We start from the raw sequence: 22,971 nt of genomic DNA on the forward strand, positions 1-22,971 counted from the left end.
CCTCAATGTGCGGCGGCTCAGCCCCCCGACGTGGCCTCGTGCCCCGGCCCCTCCTCATGAACCAGCTCCACGTCGACGATCCGCGAGCGGCTCATGACGATCTTCCAGCGCTGCAGCAGCGGCGCGCCGTCGCTCTCCACCTCGCGGATCACCAGGTTGATCAGGTGGCGCTTCTCCACCGGCTCGCGGACCACCTGCCCCTTCTCCTCCAGCCGATAGACATGGTGGCTGCCCTTGTCCATCAGCCGCGCCAGCGACGAGAGGTCCAGGGTCAGGGTCTCGCGGGTGCGGTCATAGCCGCTGAGGAAGCGGGTGGGCGACATGCGCGAGCTGGAGCGGTAATGCAGCACCACCTCCTCGCGCTGGGCCAGGTTGCGCTTGCGCACCCGACGGATCTGCTCGTCGAGCCAGGCATAGCGCTGGTAGTCGAACCACTCGAGCTGGCGACCCAGGACGGCATTGCTGGTCGGGTCCAGGTACTGGCGCCGCCACTTGGGACGGCCCCGGCGCAGCCAGCGCCACAGGGTGATGCGCAGGTCGTCCTTGAACACTTCGCGCAGCGCATAGATCACCGCCAAGGTCAGCACGAACAGCGCGGTGAGATCGCCCAGGGCCGCCCGGGCCTGCAGCAGGCCCAGGGAGACGAACACCATCACGACCGCCGTGGCGAAGGCCTTCACCGCCTTCTGCTCGCCGCCGCCGAGCTCCTGGCTGCGCTGCTTGAGGGTCACCGGATACTCGATCAGCCGCCTCAGCAGGCGCATCTTGTTGGACATCCGGGTAGGGTCGCGGGTGACCCGCTCGGAGTTGTACTCCCGGGCCCGGCGATGCTCGACCTCGTCACGGCAGATCGCCAGCAAGCGCTCGCGGATCGCCCGGTAGCCGCTGCCCCGCGGCAGGTGGGCGACCAGCGCCAGCAAGTTCTGCTCGGTGAACCAGGAGAGGTAGTTGTCGATGTTGGCGTAGTAGCGGTGCAGGCTCTCGTCGTTGGGTTCCTGGCGGCGCAGCCGCCTGAGAATGCCCCGGGCCAGGTCGGCAGCCTCCTCGAGCTGGATACGCAGCCGGTCGGCCTCGTCATCGTCCTGCGCCGTGCTGTTCCGGGTGGGCGCCGGGTCCTTCGCGGGCTTGTCGTCACCGCGCTTCTCTGCCCTTCGTGCACGACGCGACAGCTCCAGCAGCGCCTGGGTGGAGCGCTCCAGGGCCACCACGTACTGGTAGGCATAGAGGCTCAGCCCCAGACGGTACTGGTCGGCGTCGAGCCGCTTGCCCGCCAGGCGGCTCATCACCAGCGGCAGCCGGTGGCGGTCGCTGTAGTAGGTGCGCTTGACGTGGATGGCGCCATGGTAGAACGCCTCCTCCGAGAGCACATGGGGGGTGAGGCCCAGCTCGGCGGGCACGAAGAGGAAGACATCCAGCCGGTGGGAGGTCTCCTCGCGGAGCAGGCGGGAGACCTTGAGGTGCAGGCCATCCAGGCGCTCGACCGTGATCTGGTGGGTCGCCATCCGGACTAGCCGGGGTCCGGGGCGCCGCCCCGGGCACTGGTGTCGCCGGCAGGGTCGGCGACCCCCGCCTCGCCGGGCCGCCGGCCGCTGGCGTCGCGGGCCTCGGCGCCTTCACCGGTCCCGTCCAGGCGGCCCCCGCCACGCCCTTCCATGCTCACGCTGAGCCGCGGCACGCCGAGGTCGACGGACTGCGTCTCCATGCGCTGCTTGAGCAGCAGGTTGAAGGCCCGCGCCACATCCCACTGCATCTCCGGGGCGGTCCGGAAACGCATGCGCAGGATGGCGCAACCGTCCTCGAAACTGTCGATGCCCTGCATCTCCAGCGGCGACCAGATGTAGTGGCGCATCATGGGATCCTGGCGCAGTGCCTGGGCGGTCTCCTGCATCAGGGTGGTGGCATCGTCGATCTTCATGTCGAAGGGGATGCGGACCCGCATCAGGGCGACGCCGAACTGGCGCGACATGTTGTGGATGGAATCGATGCGGCTGAAGGTGATGATATGGACGATGCCGTCCAGGTCACGCAGGCGCACGGTGCGCAGGGTCAGCCCCTCGACGGTGCCCATGTGACCGTTGATCTTGACGAAGTCATCCACCGCCAGCGAATCCTCGATGAGGATGAAGATGCCGGTGATCAGGTCCTGCACCAGGGTCTGGGCGCCGAAACCGACGGCCAGGCCGATCACCCCGGCACCGGCCAGCAGCGGGGTGACGTTCACCCCGAGGTTGGCCAGGCCGACGATAGAGGCGATGATCACGATGGTGGCGAAGATGATGTTGCGAATCATCGGCGTGATGGTCTGCGCCCGAGCCAGGTTGACCCGCCGCCCGCGGGCTCGCGCCGGGCTGGTCAGGGCGCGCTGGATGGCGGTGTCGGCGAAGATCCAGATCAGCCAGGCCAGCAACACGGTGAAGCCGATGGCCAGCAGGGCCTGTCCGATGCGTACGCTGGCCACCCCCTGCTGGCCGATGCCGATCAGCGAGCCTCCCCACACCTGCAGCGAGAGCTCGGCGAAGGCGATCCAGGCGAGCACATGGGCCAAGGCATAGCCGAAGCGTTCCAGGCGCCTGCGGTAGTCGCTCAGCCGGCGGCGCTTCGAGCGACCCTCGCCGTGCCGGCGGATCAGGCCGGTGACCACCAGGGTCAGCACCAGCAGCGACGCCGAGATGATCGAGCGGGCCAGCGCCGTGCCCACGTCGCCCACGGTGATGAAGATCGCCAGCAGCGAGCCCCCCACCAGCAGCAGGGCCGGCACGTGCCACAGGCCGCCCATCAGCCGGACCACCTCGGAGGCGCTGCCCCTGTCGCGCCGCACGGAATAGGGGCGGTTGCGGATCAGGTGCTTGATCGGACGCTTGAAGCGCAAGATGAAGCGCCCGCTGATCATCGCCGCCACCACATTGGATAGCACCGACATCAGGCTCGCCAGGTCGCTACCCATGATCCCCGAGAGACGAGTGGAGTTGAAGGCATCACCCAGCGCGATCAGCGCGCCGATGACGAACAGCGGCCTCAGGCTCTGCTGCTGCAGGATCTGCACGGCGATGAAGCGATGGCCGCTGGTGAAGACCGAGATCACCGTCTCCACCACCACCGACAGGGTGCGCCCGCACAGCGCCACATAGGCGATCACCAGGGTCGCGGTGCGCCCCGAACTCTCCGGCACCAGCTGGGCGATGCCCAGCACCAGCGCAAAGGCCAGCGCCCAAGGCAGCATGCGGCGCAAGAAATGCACCACCAGCAGCCAGGCCCGGGGCTCGCGGGGCAGGTCCAGGGGCCAGCCCCGACGCCGGGCCAGCAGCCGCCCCAGGGCGATCAGGATCACCAGCAGCCCGGCCCAGATCACCAGCAGCACGGTCAGCTCGATGACGAAGCGCAGCAGCTCGGCGTTGCCGGTCTGCACCACCAGGGCCACCAGGTCGGACCCACCCTGCCGCAGCTGGCGCCGCCACTCGTCCACCGGCGACCGGCCGGCCTCGGCCTGTGCGCCGAGGTCGCTGATGGTCTCCGCCAGGGCACCGAGCAGCCCCTGGGGACGGGTGATGCCGGTCTCTTCGGCGGCCGGGTCGTGGGCCTGCTGCAGCTGGCGCAGGTTCTCCAGCAGCGCCTGGCGCTGGTCGGCATCCTCGAGGGTGGCGATCACCTCGTCCAGCGAGGCCTGGAAGGCCTGGGGATCGTGGGCGGCCGGCTCATCGCCGCTCCCCGGCGTCAGGCCGGACAGGGGCAGCGGCTGGGCCGAGGCCGCCGTCGACAGCAGCAGCGTCAGTAGCAGCCACAACAGCAGGCCGCGAACGACAACGAACAGGCGGTTCGCTTCAGGCACTCTCGCGACTCCCCCTCTCTCGACTCCCTGGCATTTCATCTCCCTGGTCTCTCGTTTCTCTGGCGTACGGAGGGCGGGCGTACCGCATCCAAGATTCCCGAAGCAGTGTGATAGGCTGCCGACAACATGCCTACAGGATGCCGACATGACGCCGCAACCGCCACCCGAAGCCCGCAATGCCGACGGCGAGACGCGTCGCGTCGGCGTCGAGATCGAGTTCGCCGGCCTGCCGCCACGGGAAACGGCCGAGCTGGTGCGCGAGCTGTTCGGCGGCGAGGTCGAGGTGCTCAGCCCCCACCGCCTCAAGGTCGCCGGGAGCCGCTGGGGCGAATTCGGCATCGAGCTGGACACCCAGTACGCCCACCCAGACCAGACCGTGGTGGATGCCGAGGCCGCCGGCGACAGCGAATGGGAGCGCATGCGCCTGGACTTCCACGCCCGGACCCGCGAGCTGATCGGCGACGTGGTCACCGGCCTGGTGCCCACCGAGATCGTCTGCCCGCCGGTGCCCTGGGACGAGCTGGAGGAGCTCGACGCCCTCTTCGAGGCGCTGCGCACCCACGGGGCCAAGGGCACCGAGGCCAGCCTGCTCTACGGCTTCGGCCTGCACCTCAATCCCGAGGTACCAAGCCTCGAGGCCGAGAGCCTGCTGGCCTACCTGCGCGCCTACCTGCTGAGTGCCGCCTGGCTACGCGAGCAGATCCACGTGGATATCACCCGCGAGGTGCTGCCCCATGCCAACCCCTTTCCCCGGGCCTATGCGCTCAGGGTGCTCGACCCGGACTATGATCCGGACCTCGACACCTTGCTCGACGACTACCTGGCCGACAACCCGACCCGCAATCGCGAGCTGGATCTCTTTCCGTTGTTCGCCTATCTGCGCCCCGACCATAGCCATGCGCTGCTGAGCAACAAGCTGGTCAAGGCACGACCGACCTTCCACTACCGCCTGCCCAATGCCCAGCTCTCGGAACCCGGCTGGGGGGCAGTGACGGAGTGGAACCGCTGGCTGGAGGTCGAGCGCCTGGCCACCACCCCGGAGACCCTGGCCGAGCGCAGCGCGCAGTTTCTCGCCCGCCACCGACCCTCGGCACCGCGCCGCTGGCTGACCCGCCTGCGCCGCTGGGTATCTCGCCAATGAGCCGCGCGACGCGTCCACTGATCGGTATTACCACCTCCGACGCCAAGAGCCGGATTGCCTGGTGGTTCGACTGGTTTGCCGTATGGCGCCACGGCGGCCGACCGCGGCGGCTGTCGCCCTCGCGCCCTTTCCCCGAGGCACTCGATGGCCTGATCATCGGCGGCGGCGACGACATCCAGGCCCACCTATACGGCGACGAGATGCGCCTGGACGTCCGCGTCGACCCGCAGCGCGACGAACTCGAGCTCGAGCTGCTGGAATGCTTCATTCCCCTGGGCAAGCCGGTGCTGGGCATCTGCCGCGGCGCCCAACTGATCAACGTCTACCAGGGCGGCACCCTGGACCCGGACATCTATACCACCCACGAGGGGCTCAAGCGCCGCCGTACCGTGCTGCCGCGCAAGACCGTGGACATCGTCGCCGACAGCCAGCTCTACCGGATCCTCGAGGTCACCTGGTGTCGCATCAACAGCCTGCACCATCAGGCGGTGCACCGGACGGGAAAGGGCATCGAGATCGTCGCCCGGGACCGCCATGGCCTGGTGCAGGGCATCGAGTCCCGCGAGCACGATTTCCTGATCGGCGTGCAGTGGCACCCCGAATGGCTGATCTTCAACCGTCCCCAGCAGCGGCTGATCCGCGCCCTGGTGGAGGCCGCCCAGCGCGGCATCGCTTCGCCCGCACCTTAGCTCCCCGGGACAAGTGCAGCGCCCGGGACAAGAGCGACACCCGACACAAGACGCCGGGGCCACCCTATGGTGGCCCCGGCGCGATGCTGCCCGGTCCGGCCGATCAGGCCGGGGCCGGTTTCAGCCTTCCAGTTTCGCCGACAGGCTGATCTCGGCGTTGAACAGCTTGGAGACGGGGCACCCCTCCTTGGCCTTGTCGGCCGCGTCCTGGAAGGCCGCCTCGTCGGCACCGGGGATCTTCGCCACGGTGTCGAGGTGGATGGCGGTGATGGCGAAACCGCCCTCGACCTCCTCCAGGGCCACCTTGGCCTCGGTGGCGATGCGCTCGGCGGTCAGGCCGGCCTCGCCCAGGATCAGTGACAGGGCCATGGAGTAGCAGCTGGCATGGGCGGCGCCGATCAGCTCCTCGGGGTTGGAGCCCGCCTCGCCCTCGAAGCGCTTGGCGAAGCTGTAGGGAATGTCCTGGATCACGCCGCTCTGGGTGGACACCGTCCCCTTGCCGTCCTTGAGGCCGCCCTGCCAGACGGCGCTGCCGGATTTCTTGATGCTCATGTCGACTCCTTCTCGTTATCAGGGGTAAAGCGTTGCCTTTTCACCATACACCATGGGGATGCCCCCCTCCTGGTGCAAGGGAATCGCTGCCCACATACCGGGGGCGAATCGCCCATCCGATGGCCGTTGACCTTCGCCTCTCCCCGTGCCATCTGCAGCCAGGCATGGCGGAGGGTCGGCGTCTTCGCCTGTTCACCGGCATCGAACAGCCCTGCATAGAGGTTGACGTCCTGGTTCACGCTGACAGCGCCGTCACGCCCCTCCTGGGAGACGACCAGGCGCCACTGTCCCTGTCGTTCCTGCGCAGGAAAGGCCTTCTGTTGGTAACTGGGGGCGATGCCGTGTTGCTGCGGCTCGATCCAGATCTGCAGGAAGTGGAGTTCCTCGCTGGAGGAGTGATTGAATTCGCTGTGCAGCACACCTGTGCCGGCCGACATGCGCTGTACATCGCCAGGGCGCATGACCGCCCCGTTCCCCATGCTGTCCTTGTGGGCCATGGTGCCCGACAGGACATAGGAGATGATCTCCATATTCCGATGCGGATGGGTACCAAAGCCCGCACCACCCTGGACGCGGTCTTCATTGATGACACGAAGCCTCCTGAACCCCATATGGTCGGGGTCGAAGTAGTTGGCGAACGAGTATGTTCCTCCTTTCCTGAGAGCGGGATACGTCCTGTCACTACGAGACAACTCGCTCATTGGTGGATGGGTCAATGTTCATAAAAAATCGGCAAGGCCCCACCTTGACCAGGACCTTGCCGACTCGTTGTTTTAGGGGCTTATCGGGAGATGATACTGAGCGTCAATCGTTGGCCTTGAGTCGCGCTGCCACCTTGGCCACGGTCTCGCCCTGGAAGCGGGCAATGGTCAGCTCACGATCATCGGGCTGGCGAGAGCCATCACCTCCAGCGATGGTGGATGCCCCATAGGGGGTGCCGCCGCCGACCTGGGAAATATCGAACAGCTCCGGGGTGGCATAGCCGATCGGCACGATGATCATCCCGTGGTGCGCCAGGGTGGTCCAGGTCGAGGTAATGGTCATTTCCTCGCCCCCTCCAGTACCGGTGGAGGTGAAGACACTGGCCACCTTGCCCACCAGGCCTCCATTGGCCCATAGACCCCCGGTCTGATCGAGGAAGGTGCGCATCTGGCCGGCCATGTTACCGAAACGCGTTGGCGTGCCGAAGATGATCGCATCGTAGTCGGCCAGCTCCTTGGGAGAGGCCTCCGGGGCCTGATGGTCGGACTTGCCACCGGCGGCCTTCAGCGCTTCCGGGTCCATGGTTTCCGGTACGCGCTTCACCGTCACCTCGACGCCGTCCACCTGGCGTGCACCGTCGGCAATATTGTTCGCCATCGTCTCGATATGGCCGTACATGGAGTAATAGAGAACCAGTACCTTGGTCATGGGTTGTACCTCCTGGGTGGTGCTGCGGGCTTTCGGTCTTCCAAACAAACGGGCAATTGCCTCGGTCAGCGATGCCATGGGGCGTCTCCGGTGAGTCCGTGAGGCTAATCCTGATGCCAGTCTTCTCTACGAGCGCCCAGCAAAGGCACCGTAGCACTAGCCTGGCATGAGACCTGGAGAATTGCTGATACCAACTGAACGAATACGTCGATCAACTCCTTGCAGCAATTCTGGCTAGGCTAGGATGTCGCTCTTATTTGGTCGCTTTTCGGGCCGGGGTCAGCGGGCCGCCAGCCAATTCGATGGCTTGTGTGTGATGGTCTTTCGCGTTCAGGGTAGCGCGGGCTTTCGCCAGGGCAGTGCTGTTTCCGTCATTCCCGATAGCGCCGGAAATATCCATCATCGGGACATGCGCTTCGTTACCCTGGCGTGTTGCCTGGCGGGAAGTGGACAGTGGTTCGTTCAACTGCAGGGTGAGCACGGATGCCTGCCCGGCCTGTGCGGCCACCGGGATCGCGGCGATCATCAGGGCTGAAAGGATCGGCTTGAGTTTCATGATGTGTTTCCTTTGCTTCGATTCAGAGAGAGGCTCTCGACTGGTGACAAGCATGCTAATAGATCAACCATTTCGAACAAAAGAGACTTGTATCGCATTTATCATTCGACAATATCGATTATTTTGACGTCTTGGTCGCGACAGCCCCGCGGAGCTGAACACTCGAGCCGACCAGAGCCGAATTGCAGCGGTTGCCGAGGTCGATTGCACCGGCGAAGCTCAACGACCAGAATAATTGAAAAATATTTCCAAAATTATTCAGACGGGAGAACCCCATGCCGACATCGCCCAGCGTGCGACTCGCCGCCACAGACCGTGAAGCGGCCCGCGAACTGCCGGCCATCGGCCAGGGCACCTGGTACTTGGGCGAGGGGCTGGCCCCTCGCCGCGACGAGGTACGCGCCCTGCAGCATGGCCTGGCCCACGGACTCACCCTGATCGACACTGCCGAGATGTACGGCGATGGCGGCGCCGAGGAGGTGGTGGGCGAGGCGCTTGCGGATCGTCGCGATGAGGCCTTCCTGGTCTCCAAGGTCTACCCCTGGAACGCCGGGCGCGACAGCGCCATCGCTGCCTGCGAGGCGAGCCTCAGGCGTCTCGGTACCGACCACCTCGACCTCTACCTGCTGCACTGGCCGGGCAGCGTGCCGCTTGCGGAGACCCTGGAAGCCTTCGAGCGGCTGCGCGAGGCGGGCAAGATCCGCCGCTTCGGGGTCTCCAACTTCGACGTGGACGAGATGGCGGCGCTGACCGCCCTGCCCGGCGGCGCGGCCTGCGCGGTGAACCAGGTGCTCTACCACCTGGGCTCGCGGGGCATCGAGCACTCGCTGCTGCCCTGGCAGCGCGCGCAGGGCATCCCCACCATGGCCTACTGCCCGCTGGCCCAGGCCGGCAGTCTACGCCGCGACCTGCTCACTCATCCGGAGGTGACGGACATTGCCGCGGCGCACGGCATCACCCCGGCCCAGCTGCTGCTGGCCTGGGCAATTCGCCCCAGCAACGACAAGGCAGGCGATGTCGGACGCGACGTGATCGCCATTCCCAAGGCCACCCACCTGGCGCACGTGGAACAGAACGCCGCCGCGCTGACGGTCAAGCTGGATGCCGAGAGCCTGGCCCGCCTCGACGCCACCTTCCCGGCACCGAGGCGCAAGACCCGGCTGGATATCGTCTAGGCTCTCGGCCCTGCAACCTAGCCGCGCAGCCTGGCCAGCGCCTCGGAGAGCACCTCGTGGCCCAGCTCGCGCATCACCGCGATATTGCGCTCGGGAATGCCCGCCGGGTCCGCGTGATGAGCCAGGGCCCGTTCCAGCCCCGCCTCGCGCAGCAGGTGCCACATCGGGAAGGGTGAACGGTTGGTGAAGTTGGCGGGGTCCTCCGGCTCGGCGTCCGCGAAGACGTAGTCCGGGTGAAAGCTCGCCAGCTGGTAGGTACCCTCGTAGCCCTGCTCGGCCAGTAGCGCCTCGGCGACGTCCAGCAGGTCCAGGTAGTCGTCGAAGGCCTCGAGTCCCTCGGTGAGCACCAGCAGGGTGGTCTCCACCTCGGGCGTCTCGTCCAGGTGGCGACACGCATCAAACAGCGTCAGCAGTGCCGCCTCGCGGTCGTGGGCCGGCACCGCCAGGTAGCGGACGCTGTCGCGGGCCACCTCGCGGCCGGCGAAGGGACAGACGTCGCGGGCGACCACGAAGGTCTCCACCCAGGCACGGGTGGCCGCGAGGGGATCGGGGCGAGAGGCGTTCATGGCGGGCATCCAGGCAGGGAAGGGGCCGCCATGGTCCGCCGCCCGACCGCGGTTGGCAAGCCGCAGACCTGTCGGCGGCTGACCGGGCTCATCTTTGTCATTTTCCCCGCTTCTGATCACGCCGCGAGGCCAGGCGATCCGCCAGCCGGGTCGGCTCCGGTAGCTTGGTGCGCCCCAGGCAACGGGTGACCCACTCCAGCGCCGTGGGCAGCGACACCCGATGCCCTGGCGAAACGAAGATCGGCTTTACCTTGACCCGCGAACGCAGCACCGCGCCGATCACCTCGTCATCCGGGCCGTCCACCAGCGGCGTCCAGTCGCCCCTCGCTGGCCCCGGCTCGCCGTGGCGGCCACACAGCCGCGACTTGGCCACGCCGATGGTGGGCAGGTCGAGCCACAGCCCCAGGTGGCTGGCCACGCCGATGCGCCGCGGATGGGCGATGCCCTGGCCGTCTACCATCACCAACTGCGGTGTCACCTCCAGCCGTTCGAAGGCCGCCAGCGCCGCCGGCACCTCGCGAAACGACAGCAGCCCCGGCACATAGGGCATGCGCGTCGGCTCGCGATGCACCACCCGTTCCACCACCGTGAAATCGCCCTGGGCATCCGGCGGCCAGGCCAGCACCACCACCGCCGCCCGGGTGATCGCACCATTCTGCTCGAAGCCGATATCCACCCCGGCGAGATGGCGCACCGGGTCCAGGCGGTCGGCACGTTCCACGCGACCGGCCAGGCGCTTCTGCAGCGCGATGGCCTCGCTCGGGGCGAGGTTCCAGTCGTGCAAGGGGAAAATGGACATCGGGGCTCCCTGATTCATCGGCGTCGCTCGGGTTAGACTACGGCTTTTGCCGCGTGACGGACCACCGGGGAGCCGATGCTGAGACTGATCCATACCGCCGACTGGCACCTGGGCCAGAGCTTCCATGGCCAGGAGCGCCACGTCGAGCACCGCGCCTTCCTCGCCTGGCTGCTCGACACCCTGATGGCGCGCCGTGCCGACGCCCTGCTGGTGGCCGGCGACATCTTCGACGTGGTCAACCCCTCGCTGGCCGCCCAGGCGCTGCTCTACGACTTCATCGTCAGTGCCCACGAGCGGCTGCCCAAGCTCGATATCGTGCTGATCGCCGGCAACCACGACAGCGGCAACCGCATCGAGCTGCCCGCCCCACTGATGCGCCGGCTGCGCACCCACGCCCTGGGCCGGGTTCACCGGCGGGACGACGGCACCCTGGATGCCGAGCACCTGCTGGTGCCGCTCACCGACGAGGACGGCGAGACCCGGGCCTGGTGCCTGGCGCTGCCCTTCCTGCGCCCCGCCGAGGTCACCGGCGCGTCGCTGGCAGGCGAGGCGACCGACGAGCAGGCACCCAACGACTATGTCACTGGCATCAGCCGCGTTCACACCCAACTGATCGAGGCCGCCCGAGCCCGGCGCGAACCCGGCCAGGCGCTGGTGGCGATGAGCCACGCCCACCTGCACGGCGCGGCGGTCTCCGAGGCCAGCGAGCGGCCCATCGTGATCGGCGGCGAGGAGTCGATCTCCGCCGCCCTCTTCCCGCCGGAAATCGCCTACGTGGCGCTCGGCCACCTGCACCGCGCCCAGCAGGTCGGCGAGGCGCGCATCCGCTACAGCGGCAGCCCCCTGCCGCTGGACTTCAGCGAGGTGGCCTACCCCCATCAGGTGGTGGAGGTCACCCTCGACGGCGAGGCGCTGGCCACGGCCGAGACGATCCCCGTGCCGCGACCGGTGGCCATGCTCCGCATCGGCCCCGGGCCGCTCGACCAGGTGTTGGCCGAGCTCGAGGCCCTGGAGGACGACAGGGAACTGCCAAGAGAGCAGTGGCCCTGGCTGGAGGTGCGCGTCGAGCTCGACGCCCCGATCCCCGACCTGCGCGCCCGAGTGGAGGCGGCCCTCGAGGGCAAGGCGCTGCGCCTGCTGCGCCTCGAGCGCCGCCTGCCCAAGGTCGAGGGTGAGGCGGCGTCGGCACGGGTCGACCTGGAGAGCCTCGGCCCGCGCAAGCTCTTCGAGCGTACCTGGGCGGCACACTGGGGCGAGCCACCGGAGGCGGACGTGCTCGCCGACTTCGACCGGCTCTGCCAGGACGTGCTCGACGCCGACGATGCCGGCGCGGCAGGTGACCAGGAGGAGCGCCCATGAGGATCCTCGCCCTGCGCCTGGAGAACCTGGCCTCGCTGCCCGGCCCCCTGACGCTCGACTTCACCGCCGCCCCGCTGCGCGATGCCGGCCTCTTCGCCATCACCGGCCCCACCGGGGCCGGCAAGAGCACCCTGCTCGACGCCCTGTGCCTGGCGCTCTATGGCGGCACGCCACGGCTGCGCCAGGCGCCGGCCCGCGACAGCCAGATCGACGACACCCCGGACTCCACCCTGACCACCAGCGACCCGCGCACCCTGCTGCGCCGCGGCACCGCCGCCGGCTACGCCGAGGTCGACTTCCTGGGCCGCGACGGGCGCCGCTACCGCGCCCGCTGGGCGGTGCGACGCGCCAGGGAGAGGGTCGGGGGCAAGCTGCAGAAGGCCGAACAGTCGCTGCGCGACCTCGACGACGACCGCCTGCTGACCACCCAGAAGCGCGAATTCGACCGCCTGCTGCCGGAGCGCCTGGGGCTCACCTTCGACCAGTTCACCCGCGCCGTGCTGCTCGCCCAGAGCGAGTTCGCCGCCTTCCTCCAGGCCGACGACAACGAACGCAGCGACCTGCTCGAGCGCCTCACCGGCACCGCCGAATACTCGGCGATCTCCATGGCCGCCTACCACCGCGCCAGCGAAGCCCGCAAGGCCGTGGAGGCCCTGGAAGCCAAGCTCGCCGACGACCGGCCTGCCGAGCACGAGGCCCGCGCCGAGCTGGAGCACGCCGCCAAAACCACCCAGCAAGCACTCACTGACCTGCAGAGCCAGGCGGAATCGCTCAAGGCGCAGAGCCGCTGGCACGACGACGATGCCCGGCTGCACGAGGCCTATCATCAGGGCCTGGCCCAGCAGCAGACGGCCGAGGCGGCGTGGCAAGCGCTCGCTGACCTGCGCGCCGACCGCGAGTGGCGCCGGCTGATCGCCCCGCGACGCCACGCCCTCACCCGCCAGGCCGCCCTGCCCGAGGAGATCGCCGCCCTGGAGGCGAGCCACGCAGAGACGAAGCGAGGGCTGAGCGACGCCGAGCGCACGCAGGAACAGGCCTGCCAGGCCAGCGAGACCACCGAACGCGCCCTGACAGAGGCCGGCGAGGCGCGGCGAGAGGCCGAGCCCGCCCTGCGCGAAGCCCGCGACGAGGCCCAGCGGCTGGCTACCCGGGAGAAGCAGCTCGCCGACCTGGAGGCGACCCGCACCCGACAGCAGACCCAGGCCGATACGCTTGCGCGCGAGCACCGCAAGGCCGAGGAGGCCCAGCAGGCCCGACAGCGGCAACGCGACGACTGGCAGGCGACCCTGACGCGGTTAGTGGGCACTCACTCTCACCTGGATGACGCCCGCCAGGCCGCCCAGCGGAACCACGACCAGGCCGCCCAGCGCCACCTGGCCCTGGGCGAGCTGGCCAGCCGCTGGCAGGAGCTCGGCCGCGCGGAGCAGACCCTGGCCCAGCTAGTCCGCCGGCTCGGCGACGACGAGACCCGAAGGAACAAGCTCCTGACCGAGGGCCAGAGCGCTCGCCAGGCCTTGGACCAAACCCAAGCGCACCTCGACAGCGTCGGCGCGCTGATCGATCGCAGCCGCGCCGTGCGCAGCGAGAGCGTGGTCCAGCTGCGCGAGGCCCTGCAGGAAGGCGAGCCGTGCCCCGTGTGCGGCGGCCTCGATCACCCCTGGCGCCAGCACCCGCCGGCAACGCCGGAGGCCGCCCAGATCAAAGCCCAGGAAACGGAGGAGACACGCCAGCTCGGCGAGGCCCGCGAGGCGCGCGATGCGGCCCAGCGGCAGCGCGACGAGCTGCTGGGCGAGTACCACGCCGTGGAGGCCGCGCTCCGCCGGCACCGTCAGGATCGCGAAGGGGCCGAGCGGCAACGGGACGCCGCCCGCCAGGCCCTGGAGACGCACCCCCTGCAGCAGGAACTCGCCGTCATCGAGGCGAGTGAGCGCGACGCCTGGCTGCAGGCCCAGCGCAAGGCGAGCGAGACCCTCCGCCGAAAGGCGCGTCAGCAGCTGGACGAGCTGGCCCGAGCCGAGGCCGAGTTGGCCCCGCTGGCGCAAGCCCTGCAGGAGGGCCGGGTGGCGTTGGCGCGCCTGGAGGCCGAGAAGGCAGGTGTCGACAAGCAGCTGGCCGAACTGGACGAGCAGCTGCCGCCGCTACGGAAACAACGCGACGAGCTCGCCCGCGCCCTCGCCGCCCGGCTCGGCGAGTACGCCTCGCCGGACGCCTGGCAGCAACAGCTCGACGCCCATCAGGATCAGGCCCGCCAGGCACGCGACAATACCCAGGCACGCTGGCACGCCGCCCAACAGGAGCAGCAGCGCCTCGCCCAGCGGGCCGAGCACGAGGCCGACCGTCTCGAACGACTGCGCCAGGAGCTGGGAACCCTCACCCGCGAGCTTGCCGACTGGCGAGCAGCGCACCCCGCGCTCACCGATGCCACCCTCTCGCGACTGCTCGCACAGACCGAGGAGGACGCCCGCGACGAGGAGCGGCGCATCGCGGCGACCGACCAGACCCACCAGCGCGCCGCCGCCACCCTGGCCGAACGGCGCGACGCCCTGCTGCGCCACCGCCGCGACCAGAGCTTGATCGAGAGCATCCACGACGAGGCGCTGATCAGCGACGCCGTGGCCGAGGAACTACGCCGCCGCCGGGAGGCCCTGGAGGAGGCCCGGGCCGAGCTGGCGCCCCGCCTGGAGGAGGCCCAGCGAGCCCGCGACAGCGCGGCCTTCGCGCTGAGCGACGACAACCGCAAGCGCGAACGCCGCCAGGCCGGCCAGGCCGAGCTGGAGGCCGCCCAGGCCGAGTTCCGCCGCTGGGGCCAGATCAGCGAGTTGATCGGCTCCGCCGACGGCAAGGCGTTCCGGCGCATCGCCCAGGCCTACAACCTGGAGCAGCTGCTGGAGCACGCCAACGCCCACCTGGCCGGCCTCAGTCGACGCTACCGGCTGGTGCGCGGCGGCAGCCCCCTGGGCCTGCTGGTGGAGGACTTCGATATGGGCGACGAGCGCCGCTCGGTGCACTCCCTTTCCGGCGGAGAAACCTTCCTGGTCTCCCTCGCCCTGGCCTTGGGGCTCGCCTCCATGGCCTCGGGAGAACTCACCATCGAGTCGCTATTCATCGACGAAGGCTTCGGCAGCCTCGACCCGCAATCCCTGGCGCTCGCCATGGAGGCCCTGGACGGCCTGCAGGCGCTGGGCCGCCGCGTAGGCGTGATCTCCCACGTGCAAGAGATGCACGAGCGCATTCCGGTGCAGATCCAGGTGGAGCCGCTGGGCAACGGAACGAGTCGGGCGAGGTTGGTCAGCGTTTGAAGACTCGAGCCGTTCGCGCCCCCACCATCATCGCCTTACCGCGAACGCCGGAACGCCTTGCCGTCGGCGGCCTGCTCAGCGCTGATCAGGCCACCGAAGTTGACCATGCGGGTCTTCACGTAGCCGGGGTGGATTTGGGCCACGGCGATGCCGCGGGGCTCGAGATCCACCGCCAGCGACTTGCCGAAGACGTTGAGGACCGCCTGGAGGCGGCTTGGTAGTGGCGAGCCAGGGCCAGGCCAACGCCGCGCTTGGCGCCGGTGATCAGTACGGTGGAAGTCATCTCAACTCCAGGGTGGGAAAATGGTGACACCCGACAAGGTGGGGCCGGGGGACGCAGTTCAACCCGGCGCCAAAAGCTGCAAGGTCAGGCCCCCAGCGGCGCCAGCGCCATCACCTCGTCTCGCAGCGCCTGCTTCTGTTCCTCGAGGGCGCTGCGCCAGGCAGCGCACTCCTGCTTCCGCCTGGGGGCGTTGCGAGAACTTGCGCTGAAGGCATCGATCCAGGCCTGTCGGGTACACAGGTCCTGAACGTCGCCGAGCAGGCTCTGGCGGCGCTTCAATCCCGACAGGAAGGCGCGGTGGCGTTTCGGGTCCAGCTCGGCCAGATAGCGGATGCGCTTCATGCTCTTGCGCAGCTCGTGGAAGGCGGCGTCAGCGGAGTCGCAGGAGAGTGCCGCCAAGTCGCCATCATGGCGGGCGATGCGCTCGGCCAGTACCGCCTCGATGCGCTTCGACGAGAGCTTGCGCAGGGCCTTACGAAAGTCCCCGGAGGCGATGAAGCCCTGCCAGGCCTGCATCTCCTCGGCATAGTCGGAGGCGCTTAACTGCTGGCACAGCGCCTCATGCTGCCCGCGGTGGCAGGCCTGCAGCCAGCGCTGCAGGGCCTGGTGGGAGCGCGGTGAAAGCGGCGGCGGGGTCTCGGCCAGACTCTCCAGGAACACGTCCAGGTCGCGCAGCTCGCTGGTGGCCTGGGCGCGTCGCTTGAGCCGTTTCAGCCTCTTCTTGAGGCCAGACACCTTGGTGGTGGCCAGCACGGATTCACCGATCGCCCGGCTGCGGCGAAGATTGACGCGGTACTGGTGCAAGAACTCGGGATCGACGCCGGCCGTCACCCCGGGCTCCAGGGCCCTGACCATCAGATACTGGTGCTCCAGCAGGCCGCGAATGCGCCTGGCCAGGCCGGCCTTGTTCAGGTCAGGTGGTGCAGGTGTGTTGCGTTTGAAGAGTGCATGGCTGGCCTCCTCCGGGGTCAGGCTCGCCGCCAGCTCGGCACAGTGCTGCTCCAATGCCGGCCAGGGCGTATCCGGCAGGGTGACATGCAGCAGACTGCCGGTGGGCAGCGCTTGTGGGGCCTCCCCGCAGAGCCAGTGGGCCAGCTCGAGCAGGGCCGGATTATGGCCGATCACCAGCACCCTGTCGGCCTCGTCTGGCAGGGCCTTCAACCACGCCAGCAGCGCCTGGCCATCGAAGGTGTAGAGGGCCTTATTGAAACGCGCCCGTTCGACCAGGGAGAGTTCGGGAAGCTGCCCGGCGATCTCGTCAAGGGTCTCCCGCGTGCGCGCCGCATCGCTGACATGGATCTCGCCCTCCGGCGCCTGCCACCGCTGTAGCGCCTGAGCCATGGCGGCCGCTTGCCGCCTGCCCCGCTTGCGTAACGGCCGCTGGTGATCGGTCATGTCGCCACGGGCCCGTTTGGCCTTGGCATGACGCATCAAGTAGAGCTCCGGCATCTCGACCTCCCAGACGCAAACCGACCCGAAGGAGTGACCCGACGGGTCGACTCGACCCACGGGGCGAACCTATACCACACGATGCGGAAGCAGCCACTGCTTTAGCTGGGATCAGGCCCGCCTGGCGAGCGACCTCGTGACCGCCGCGGAACACCACCCACCAGGGTGGGGATGCTGCGAATCACGAAGCGGCCGGCCAGCGCCCGCTCGGCCTCGGTATCCAGCTTGGCAAAACGCAGGCGCGGCTCCAGTTCACGGGCCGCCTCGGCGAAGATCGGCGCCATCGCCTTGCAGGGGCCGCACCAGCTCGCCCAGAACTCCACCACCACCGGCAGGCTGCTGCGCTCCACCAGGGCCGGGAAGTTGGCCGCTGTCAGCGCCAGCGGCTCGCCGCTGAATAGCGGCTTGTGGCACCTCGTTCAGCCGCGCCTGGCTGACGCGATTGATCGCCAGGCAGTGTGGGCAACCGAGGGTATAGGCATCGCACATGACAGATTCCGACGCATCATTGCGGCGAATATGGCGGAAAAACGCCGCGACGTACAGTGGGACGGCACCGTCCTGCGACCGACGACTACCAACCGGCGCTCAGCCTCCTGAACGAGAAACTCGAGGCGAGCCATGAATTTCAATATGACGGCTTGCGGCCAGCAGCGGACGATCCGGCGAGCCTGATATAACGCCACGCGTCAGGCACGCGGGTGCCGCGTCACCTGCACGCGGTTGTTCGGAAGCTTTGGGACTCTCCTCAATAACCTTCTTGTACAGACGCTCCTCTTTCAAATTACACAAGAGCCAGCCGTCCCGCGTCCGAGATCATCCACCAACAACTTGGTAGAAGGTCGGCGTGGGATTACCATCAAAGAGCGGTCTTACTTTGTCGCCTGCCTCGTCATGGATAGCACTCCCATGCATTGCTTGGAATGCGGCTTGATCTTTGAATTCAACTATGGCCGCATAATTCCCTCCATCTACAGGCTTCAGAAGTCTTCTACTTATGAAACCGGTAAATTTGCTGAATGCTTTACCTGAAGAGGCAAACCATTGTTGAAAATCGGCATCTCTACCTTCCTTAATCGGTGGAAATGATATGATAACGATAAACATGGGGCATTTTCTCCTTTGTGTTATAAATAACTTCGTTCTAAGTCCAAAACTGTAGGCAAGAATCTCTGTGTTGACCTCCTTTCGTTGGTTGGACCGAACGCCCGGCTCACCGAGCAAATTTTTGATGGCGGCTTTTGTGCGTGTTTTTGCACAAAAGGTGACAGCAGAAATTTGTCCGGTGCAGCCGTTTGTTAGCTGACGACCACTACAGTATGAGAAACACATTTTCTTTACCGAATGCCATTTTCATACCTGTGTCTGTAACACCAGTGTATACAGTTGAGTCAAATTTCAAAATACTTACAGTGTGCTCTATACCAGAAAGGTCTTTGACAATAACTTTTGAGCCAACCTCAACTTCTTTTTTAACCAAAATTTTTCCTGAGCCCATGAACGGAATATTTTCAAGATTTGATACTTGCAGATTTTTATTTACTGACATGATTGCTCCAGTGGTTTATATGTGTTTTCGTTGTTATTCCAAGTTTGTATGCAGCCAGACCAACGATCAGCTCTGACCTCAAAACCAAGCCTTGTTCCCATGTACTCATAGCGGAACATAACAGCGAAAACAATAATTCCTAATAACATCATGAGTGCCATTATTGATATTGGGTGCTTCACTCGTAGCCTCCCTTAAGGCAGCTAACGTCAGCATAACCGGTGGAGCAAGCTGACGCGCGTTTTTGCACACAAGATGCGCACCAGCTTGCGGAGTCCGAGTTGATGCTTTTGTTAGCTTTTATGCAGCTACAAACATCCCCTCATTCGGACGGTCAGAATCAGAGCGGTCATCTTTCTCAGCTGCATAAGTTGACTGTGCTGTACTTGTTGATGCGCCTGATCCATAAATCTTTTGAGCATCAGGATTTGAAGGAGTCCAATTCCATTCATCTTGAACAATCTCATCGTTACTTGGAGCTTCTAGAAACTTAGTAGCGAATACTTTCATTTTTCACTCTTCTCCGTTGATAACATAGTCACAATTGAATCTGATATACCTATCCCAGTTAAGTCTTCAATCCATAACCATTGCCCCATTGTGTTAATTTCTAAAAAAAACCACTCACCAGATGGCGTCACAATAAAGTCTAAAGCACCAAATTCAAGGTCTAAAGACTTCATAAACTGATTAACTTTCTCTCGAATTTCGGTAGGAGGCTCGATTGAATAGTGTGGTGTATTTGGAATGTCATACCTCCTCCAGTCAACTCTTGCTAATTTTGATTTTTGTGATTGAATTTGGCATACATGATGATCTGTGCCGACTACAGTGTACCTAACCTCGTAATCTTTTTCTACATATGCCTGAAGAACAATTGGGTTTTCATCAATATTACCAAAATCACAAATTTCAGACTCCGAAATTTTATTTACATACAAGCCCTTAAAGCTTCCATCTGCATCCTGATAAAACTCCTGATTCATGAGCTTCATCACCACATCACCATACGTGTCGATAAATCTGCAAAGCTCTTTTTTTTCATTGCTCACAATTAGCGGTGGCAATATAAATCCGACATTTCTTGCTATATCCATCTGTAAGTATTTATTTTCGGCTTGATATGACTTTGCTAATGGATTCAGCCATTTCGCAGTTTTTAATGTATTGTACAATCCAAGTAGTGTTTTATTCCATTCTCCACGCCATATTTTAAATCCTGGCTCATTTATGTTAGCCTCCTCTAAAGAGACTTCAACGAAAGGTCTCCTTACCCAAACCTTATCTATCTGGTCTGAAATTATAGAAAGGTCATTCTGATTAATATTCCATCTTCCCTGAAAAAACGTAATGTGTGAAGACTTCAGTGAGTCTGTGTCCAAATCAAATCTAAAGTATTTTTTATTACTCGAACCCAGCTTACTGCATACAACATCAGCATGTTTGTCAAATTTATCACTCAATATCAATATCATTCTCTTTCATTTTCCTCTGAGCTAAGTTCTGGCAAAACTAACGCCAGCCAGCATGCGCGCCTTTGTAGTGGAGGCGAAGCCGCAACGAAAAAGGCGTCGCCGTGCCTGGCATGGTTATACAGACTTTGCCACCAACATTTCGGTAGCACCTTTTTGAAACCGGTAGCTTACAGGCTGCAATGAGACATCAATCCCACTGGCGGATAATGCCGTCATGACCTGATCTAAATGCTTCGAGGCCTCTCCGTCCAGCGATACAACAGGAAAGACACGGACTTCGGACGCGACTCTGCATAGCTCCCGCATTGATTCCAAGTGAGCCGCCCCATCTACATGGGCACTGTAGAGAAAAAGGTAGTGGGAGCAGAGTGCTAAATCGAATTCGGAGTCAGAAAACGGCAGCGAAGGCAACGATGCTGATACATACCGCCCTTGCCGGCAACCCGCATCAAAGTCGGACAGGAACCGCAACATGGCCTTCATCCGGACCTCGCCAAGCTGCTCGACGCTACTCAGTGACTCCCAGATATAGTTGCCTGCCCCCTGCCGCATCTTAGTCATGATTTCTGGGTACACGTCGTCAATCCGGCGGCGTATTTCGTCGACTTGAAACTGGTAAACCGGATCACAAGACGTGACTTGGCACCCACGGTCTGTTGCCTCTACATTGAAGCTCGCAGGACCATCACCACAGCCAAGGATTCGCTTGCTCAGGTCACCCTCGGATAATCCGAACATCGCCTGATATTCTTCAAAAGAACGGCCCCATGGGACTACGTTGGTTAACTCCAAACCTGACTCTCCCTAGTCTGTATAACGCTGAGGTAACCGGCGCCGGAGCGATAGCGTAGGGAACCAAAAGCGCCACGCTTTTGGCGTCCGGTTGACCGCCTGGTTAGTGGCGGGTTCTGACACTGCCCGTTCCCTGGCACTGACCATGACGGCCCACTCCGTAACCCGGCACCGGCATAAGCCGATGCACCGTAATTGAAAACGCCACCAACGATGCGGTGAAGGAACCTGAACCCGAAGGTAGCAGATCCAGAACCAGTTTTCGGCGGACGGCCCCACACGGTGAACACCGGAATTGCTACCAACACCGCTGATGATCGAAGCAACCAAATCAGACGCGGACTCCGACGGCCTTGGTGCTCACCCAATTGGGCGGGTTTGACTGCCAGACCCGGCACCAAGGCCACTGGCACACAGCCACCCCAAAGGGCCGAAGCCTTTGCCACTAACGCGGAGCGCACCGGTGGCCTTTACAGAGCGGAGCGGCGTAAAGGACATCCGTGTGACGCGTATTGTTATACCTGCCCCAAGACACAATCGATCTCCGTCTCTACGAGCCAATCCGCATTAATGAAGCTACTCACTTCAACAAACGTGCATGCGGGCTTTATTTGAGAGAATAGCTCACCATGTGCCTTGGCCGCCTCCTCCCAACGAGATATATCAGTAAGCATGATACGGGTTCTGATTATATCAGTCGGGCTTCCACCAGCTTCCTCAATAGCTTGGATAGATAACTCCAGGCAGTACTTTGTCTGCCCATAAACGTCCCCGACGCACGTAGTTTCCCCATTCTTTATGGGTGCCGTACCAGAGACAGCAACCATGTTCCCAACTCTGCATGCCCTGGAAAATCCAATTGGTTCTTCCAGAGGAGAGCCTGAACTTACCAGCTTTCTCATCTGCTCCTCCTTGAGGTATAACAGGTATTAGACGGCGCGTTCTATGATTGGATAAACGTGCCGGCACGTTTATCCAGCAAATGCTGCCTGCCAAGATCCTCGCAAGCCTCTGATCCTTCAGGAAATTAATTAAAATTAGGCTATATATCCAAAACTCGCTCACATGTCGCCTTTGGTCGATAGCGGCCATATTCCTCTCTCCTCCACCGTGCCGATCAGATTGGTCGAGGTGTGGCCCGGCAGCTGCTGTAATTCTTGTAGTCGCCGTATCATCGTTTTGTCTCTGTGCATCCCGTTGGCCCGCCGCCATGGCGTCGCAAGCCGCTGCGTAATGATTACCTCTAGCCTGCCACCAAAGCCCGCTGAGGGCCAGCCGTGCATCGCGCGAGGGAGTCGCTCCGCCGGGGCTGGCCCGCCAGCCGGTGAAGATCTCCGCCTCGTGGTCGATTTCCATCGGGTAGCAGATGGAAGATGTTGTGCATCCTGGCGTCTGAATTGCCCAGCGCATTCATTGACGGACAAAAGCGGTGCGCATAGGCTATGCGTATAGCCTATGCAAGGCCCAGCCCATGTATCAGCCCTACAACGTACAAGCGCCGAAGAAGCCGACGAACGTCAGCATCAATAGTGAACTTCTCGAGCAAGCGAGGCGCCTGGGCATCAACCTGTCCGCCGCGTTCGAGAGTGCCCTGGCGGAAAAGGTGCGGGCTGCGCTGCGCGAGCAGTGGCGGCAGGAGAACACTGATGCTATCCAGGCCTATAACCGCTTCGTGGATGAGAATGGCACCTTCGGCGATAGCGAAAGGCAGTTCTGATGGCTCAGTTCTGCGTGTACGCGAACTGCAATCCTGCGTCGCGTAAGCGCTATCCCTACCTGCTGGATATCCAGAGCGATCTGCTCAGCGAGCTCCCCACCACCGTGGTGGTGCCGCTCTGCCCTGCCGGCCAGGCCGAAAGTATCCAGATCTCACACCTCAATCCGAGCCTGGCCATCGATGACAACGTCTATATCGCCATGACCCAGGAGCTTGCTGGCATCGAACGTCACCGGCTTGGGAAGGAAGTTCATGATCTTGGCCAGTTTCGTGAACCGATCCTGGCGGCCCTGGACTTCATGATCTCCGGTATCTGAACGCCGGCTGCATGCCT

The 22,971-nt window shown here is 64.1% G+C and carries 23 protein-coding genes and 1 pseudogene; 7 read left to right on the forward strand and 17 right to left on the reverse strand.

Annotation, left to right across the window (positions count from 1 at the left end; genetic code table 11):
- Positions 1-17: 17 nt before the first annotated feature.
- Both OP498_RS12155 and OP498_RS12160 read right to left on the reverse strand, forming a co-directional pair.
- Positions 18-1,502 (reverse strand): hypothetical protein, encoded by a 1,485-nt coding sequence (locus tag OP498_RS12155; RefSeq protein WP_280553700.1) that lies wholly within the window; start codon positions 1,500-1,502, stop codon positions 18-20.
- A 5-nt stretch (positions 1,503-1,507) separates the two neighbouring features.
- Positions 1,508-3,865 carry a mechanosensitive ion channel family protein gene (locus OP498_RS12160; RefSeq protein ID WP_280553701.1) on the reverse strand — a complete coding sequence of 786 codons (2,358 nt, stop codon included), beginning with the start codon at positions 3,863-3,865 and terminating at the stop codon, positions 1,508-1,510.
- A 106-nt stretch (positions 3,866-3,971) separates the two neighbouring features.
- Here OP498_RS12160 and OP498_RS12165 point away from each other — a divergent pair, with 106 nt between their 5' ends.
- Complete coding sequence (locus tag OP498_RS12165; RefSeq protein ID WP_280553702.1) at positions 3,972-4,967, forward strand: amidoligase family protein; 996 nt, start codon at positions 3,972-3,974, stop codon at positions 4,965-4,967.
- Entirely contained in the window at positions 4,964-5,656 is a 693-nt protein-coding gene (locus tag OP498_RS12170; protein ID WP_280553703.1) for a type 1 glutamine amidotransferase, read from the forward strand. Before OP498_RS12165 ends, OP498_RS12170 begins: the two co-directional genes overlap by 4 nt.
- Before the next feature lie 120 nt (positions 5,657-5,776).
- Here OP498_RS12170 and OP498_RS12175 read toward each other — a convergent pair whose 3' ends face one another.
- From OP498_RS12175 to OP498_RS12190, 4 genes are all read right to left on the reverse strand, one after another.
- Positions 5,777-6,208, reverse strand: a complete 432-nt coding sequence (locus OP498_RS12175) for an OsmC family protein (RefSeq protein WP_280547367.1) — start codon at positions 6,206-6,208, stop codon at positions 5,777-5,779.
- On the reverse strand, positions 6,205-6,909 hold the full coding sequence (locus tag OP498_RS12180; RefSeq protein WP_280547368.1) for a pirin family protein: 705 nt from the start codon (positions 6,907-6,909) through the stop codon (positions 6,205-6,207). The genes OP498_RS12175 and OP498_RS12180 overlap by 4 nt, the downstream gene beginning before the upstream one ends.
- A 103-nt stretch (positions 6,910-7,012) precedes the next feature.
- A complete protein-coding gene (gene wrbA / locus OP498_RS12185; RefSeq protein ID WP_280547369.1) occupies positions 7,013-7,618 on the reverse strand; it encodes an NAD(P)H:quinone oxidoreductase in 606 nt (201 codons plus the stop codon).
- 253 nt (positions 7,619-7,871) lie between these two features.
- Entirely contained in the window at positions 7,872-8,174 is a 303-nt protein-coding gene (locus tag OP498_RS12190; RefSeq protein ID WP_280553704.1) for a hypothetical protein, read from the reverse strand.
- Positions 8,175-8,449: 275 nt separating this feature from the next.
- On the opposite strand from OP498_RS12190, the gene OP498_RS12195 reads away from it, so the two are divergent.
- Positions 8,450-9,349 carry an aldo/keto reductase gene (locus OP498_RS12195; protein WP_280553705.1) on the forward strand — a complete coding sequence of 300 codons (900 nt, stop codon included), beginning with the start codon at positions 8,450-8,452 and terminating at the stop codon, positions 9,347-9,349.
- A gap of 17 nt (positions 9,350-9,366) precedes the next feature.
- Here OP498_RS12195 and OP498_RS12200 read toward each other — a convergent pair whose 3' ends face one another.
- Together OP498_RS12200 and nfi are read right to left on the reverse strand one after the other, a co-directional pair.
- Positions 9,367-9,915, reverse strand: a complete 549-nt coding sequence (locus OP498_RS12200; protein ID WP_280547372.1) for a DUF1415 domain-containing protein — start codon at positions 9,913-9,915, stop codon at positions 9,367-9,369.
- Positions 9,916-10,012: 97 nt separating this feature from the next.
- Positions 10,013-10,714, reverse strand: coding sequence for a deoxyribonuclease V (gene nfi / locus OP498_RS12205; protein WP_280553706.1), 702 nt, complete (start codon positions 10,712-10,714; stop codon positions 10,013-10,015).
- Positions 10,715-10,789: 75 nt separating this feature from the next.
- Here nfi and OP498_RS12210 point away from each other — a divergent pair, with 75 nt between their 5' ends.
- Together OP498_RS12210 and OP498_RS12215 are read left to right on the forward strand one after the other, a co-directional pair.
- A complete protein-coding gene (locus tag OP498_RS12210; RefSeq protein ID WP_280553707.1) occupies positions 10,790-12,073 on the forward strand; it encodes an exonuclease SbcCD subunit D C-terminal domain-containing protein in 1,284 nt (427 codons plus the stop codon).
- Complete coding sequence (locus OP498_RS12215) at positions 12,070-15,372, forward strand: AAA family ATPase (protein WP_280553709.1); 3,303 nt, start codon at positions 12,070-12,072, stop codon at positions 15,370-15,372. The genes OP498_RS12210 and OP498_RS12215 overlap by 4 nt, the downstream gene beginning before the upstream one ends.
- Positions 15,373-15,407: 35 nt before the next feature.
- On the opposite strand, the gene OP498_RS12220 is transcribed toward OP498_RS12215, so the two are convergent.
- The 9 genes and pseudogenes from OP498_RS12220 to OP498_RS12260 form a co-directional block, all read right to left on the reverse strand.
- Positions 15,408-15,542, reverse strand: coding sequence for a hypothetical protein (locus tag OP498_RS12220; protein ID WP_280547379.1), 135 nt, complete (start codon positions 15,540-15,542; stop codon positions 15,408-15,410).
- 197 nt (positions 15,543-15,739) lie between these two features.
- Entirely contained in the window at positions 15,740-17,104 is a 1,365-nt protein-coding gene (locus OP498_RS12225) for a CHAD domain-containing protein (RefSeq protein ID WP_280547381.1), read from the reverse strand.
- A 94-nt stretch (positions 17,105-17,198) separates the two neighbouring features.
- Positions 17,199-17,593 (reverse strand): annotated as a pseudogene (locus OP498_RS18600) (thioredoxin domain-containing protein); the annotation flags it as partial.
- Between the two features lie 327 nt (positions 17,594-17,920).
- Positions 17,921-18,211 (reverse strand): antibiotic biosynthesis monooxygenase, encoded by a 291-nt coding sequence (locus OP498_RS12235; protein ID WP_280547383.1) that lies wholly within the window; start codon positions 18,209-18,211, stop codon positions 17,921-17,923.
- 205 nt (positions 18,212-18,416) lie between these two features.
- Positions 18,417-18,653 carry a hypothetical protein gene (locus OP498_RS12240; RefSeq protein ID WP_280547384.1) on the reverse strand — a complete coding sequence of 79 codons (237 nt, stop codon included), beginning with the start codon at positions 18,651-18,653 and terminating at the stop codon, positions 18,417-18,419.
- A gap of 300 nt (positions 18,654-18,953) precedes the next feature.
- Complete coding sequence (locus OP498_RS12245) at positions 18,954-19,163, reverse strand: hypothetical protein (protein ID WP_280547385.1); 210 nt, start codon at positions 19,161-19,163, stop codon at positions 18,954-18,956.
- On the reverse strand, positions 19,160-20,128 hold the full coding sequence (locus OP498_RS12250; protein WP_280547387.1) for an MvdC/MvdD family ATP grasp protein: 969 nt from the start codon (positions 20,126-20,128) through the stop codon (positions 19,160-19,162). Before OP498_RS12250 ends, OP498_RS12245 begins: the two co-directional genes overlap by 4 nt.
- Positions 20,129-20,242: 114 nt before the next feature.
- Entirely contained in the window at positions 20,243-20,920 is a 678-nt protein-coding gene (locus OP498_RS12255) for a class I SAM-dependent methyltransferase (protein WP_280553710.1), read from the reverse strand.
- 515 nt (positions 20,921-21,435) lie between these two features.
- Positions 21,436-21,822, reverse strand: a complete 387-nt coding sequence (locus tag OP498_RS12260) for a RidA family protein (protein WP_280553711.1) — start codon at positions 21,820-21,822, stop codon at positions 21,436-21,438.
- 569 nt (positions 21,823-22,391) lie between these two features.
- Here OP498_RS12260 and OP498_RS12265 point away from each other — a divergent pair.
- Positions 22,392-22,637 (forward strand): type II toxin-antitoxin system CcdA family antitoxin, encoded by a 246-nt coding sequence (locus OP498_RS12265; protein WP_280547389.1) that lies wholly within the window; start codon positions 22,392-22,394, stop codon positions 22,635-22,637.
- On the forward strand, positions 22,637-22,954 hold the full coding sequence (locus OP498_RS12270) for a CcdB family protein (RefSeq protein WP_280547391.1): 318 nt from the start codon (positions 22,637-22,639) through the stop codon (positions 22,952-22,954). Before OP498_RS12265 ends, OP498_RS12270 begins: the two co-directional genes overlap by 1 nt.
- Positions 22,955-22,971: the final 17 nt, after the last annotated feature.

This window comes from Halomonas sp. 25-S5, from assembly GCF_029889845.1.
In the GTDB taxonomy this organism is placed as follows: domain Bacteria; phylum Pseudomonadota; class Gammaproteobacteria; order Pseudomonadales; family Halomonadaceae; genus Halomonas.

Excerpts from the sequence above, each read along its gene's own strand:
- OP498_RS12155 (WP_280553700.1), bottom strand. The coding sequence starts at position 1,502 with ATGGCGACCCACCAGATCACGGTCGAGCGCCTGGATGGCCTGCACCTC.
- OP498_RS12160 (WP_280553701.1), bottom strand. The coding sequence starts at position 3,865 with ATGAAATGCCAGGGAGTCGAGAGAGGGGGAGTCGCGAGAGTGCCTGAA.
- OP498_RS12165 (WP_280553702.1), top strand. The coding sequence starts at position 3,972 with ATGACGCCGCAACCGCCACCCGAAGCCCGCAATGCCGACGGCGAGACG.
- OP498_RS12170 (WP_280553703.1), top strand. The coding sequence starts at position 4,964 with ATGAGCCGCGCGACGCGTCCACTGATCGGTATTACCACCTCCGACGCC.
- OP498_RS12175 (WP_280547367.1), bottom strand. The coding sequence starts at position 6,208 with ATGAGCATCAAGAAATCCGGCAGCGCCGTCTGGCAGGGCGGCCTCAAG.
- OP498_RS12180 (WP_280547368.1), bottom strand. The coding sequence starts at position 6,909 with ATGAGCGAGTTGTCTCGTAGTGACAGGACGTATCCCGCTCTCAGGAAA.
- wrbA (WP_280547369.1), bottom strand. The coding sequence starts at position 7,618 with ATGACCAAGGTACTGGTTCTCTATTACTCCATGTACGGCCATATCGAG.
- OP498_RS12190 (WP_280553704.1), bottom strand. The coding sequence starts at position 8,174 with ATGAAACTCAAGCCGATCCTTTCAGCCCTGATGATCGCCGCGATCCCG.
- OP498_RS12195 (WP_280553705.1), top strand. The coding sequence starts at position 8,450 with ATGCCGACATCGCCCAGCGTGCGACTCGCCGCCACAGACCGTGAAGCG.
- OP498_RS12200 (WP_280547372.1), bottom strand. The coding sequence starts at position 9,915 with ATGAACGCCTCTCGCCCCGATCCCCTCGCGGCCACCCGTGCCTGGGTG.
- nfi (WP_280553706.1), bottom strand. The coding sequence starts at position 10,714 with ATGTCCATTTTCCCCTTGCACGACTGGAACCTCGCCCCGAGCGAGGCC.
- OP498_RS12210 (WP_280553707.1), top strand. The coding sequence starts at position 10,790 with ATGCTGAGACTGATCCATACCGCCGACTGGCACCTGGGCCAGAGCTTC.
- OP498_RS12215 (WP_280553709.1), top strand. The coding sequence starts at position 12,070 with ATGAGGATCCTCGCCCTGCGCCTGGAGAACCTGGCCTCGCTGCCCGGC.
- OP498_RS12225 (WP_280547381.1), bottom strand. The coding sequence starts at position 17,104 with ATGCCGGAGCTCTACTTGATGCGTCATGCCAAGGCCAAACGGGCCCGT.
- OP498_RS12235 (WP_280547383.1), bottom strand. The coding sequence starts at position 18,211 with ATGTTTATCGTTATCATATCATTTCCACCGATTAAGGAAGGTAGAGAT.
- OP498_RS12240 (WP_280547384.1), bottom strand. The coding sequence starts at position 18,653 with ATGTCAGTAAATAAAAATCTGCAAGTATCAAATCTTGAAAATATTCCG.
- OP498_RS12245 (WP_280547385.1), bottom strand. The coding sequence starts at position 19,163 with ATGAAAGTATTCGCTACTAAGTTTCTAGAAGCTCCAAGTAACGATGAG.
- OP498_RS12250 (WP_280547387.1), bottom strand. The coding sequence starts at position 20,128 with ATGATATTGATATTGAGTGATAAATTTGACAAACATGCTGATGTTGTA.
- OP498_RS12260 (WP_280553711.1), bottom strand. The coding sequence starts at position 21,822 with ATGAGAAAGCTGGTAAGTTCAGGCTCTCCTCTGGAAGAACCAATTGGA.
- OP498_RS12265 (WP_280547389.1), top strand. The coding sequence starts at position 22,392 with ATGTATCAGCCCTACAACGTACAAGCGCCGAAGAAGCCGACGAACGTC.
- OP498_RS12270 (WP_280547391.1), top strand. The coding sequence starts at position 22,637 with ATGGCTCAGTTCTGCGTGTACGCGAACTGCAATCCTGCGTCGCGTAAG.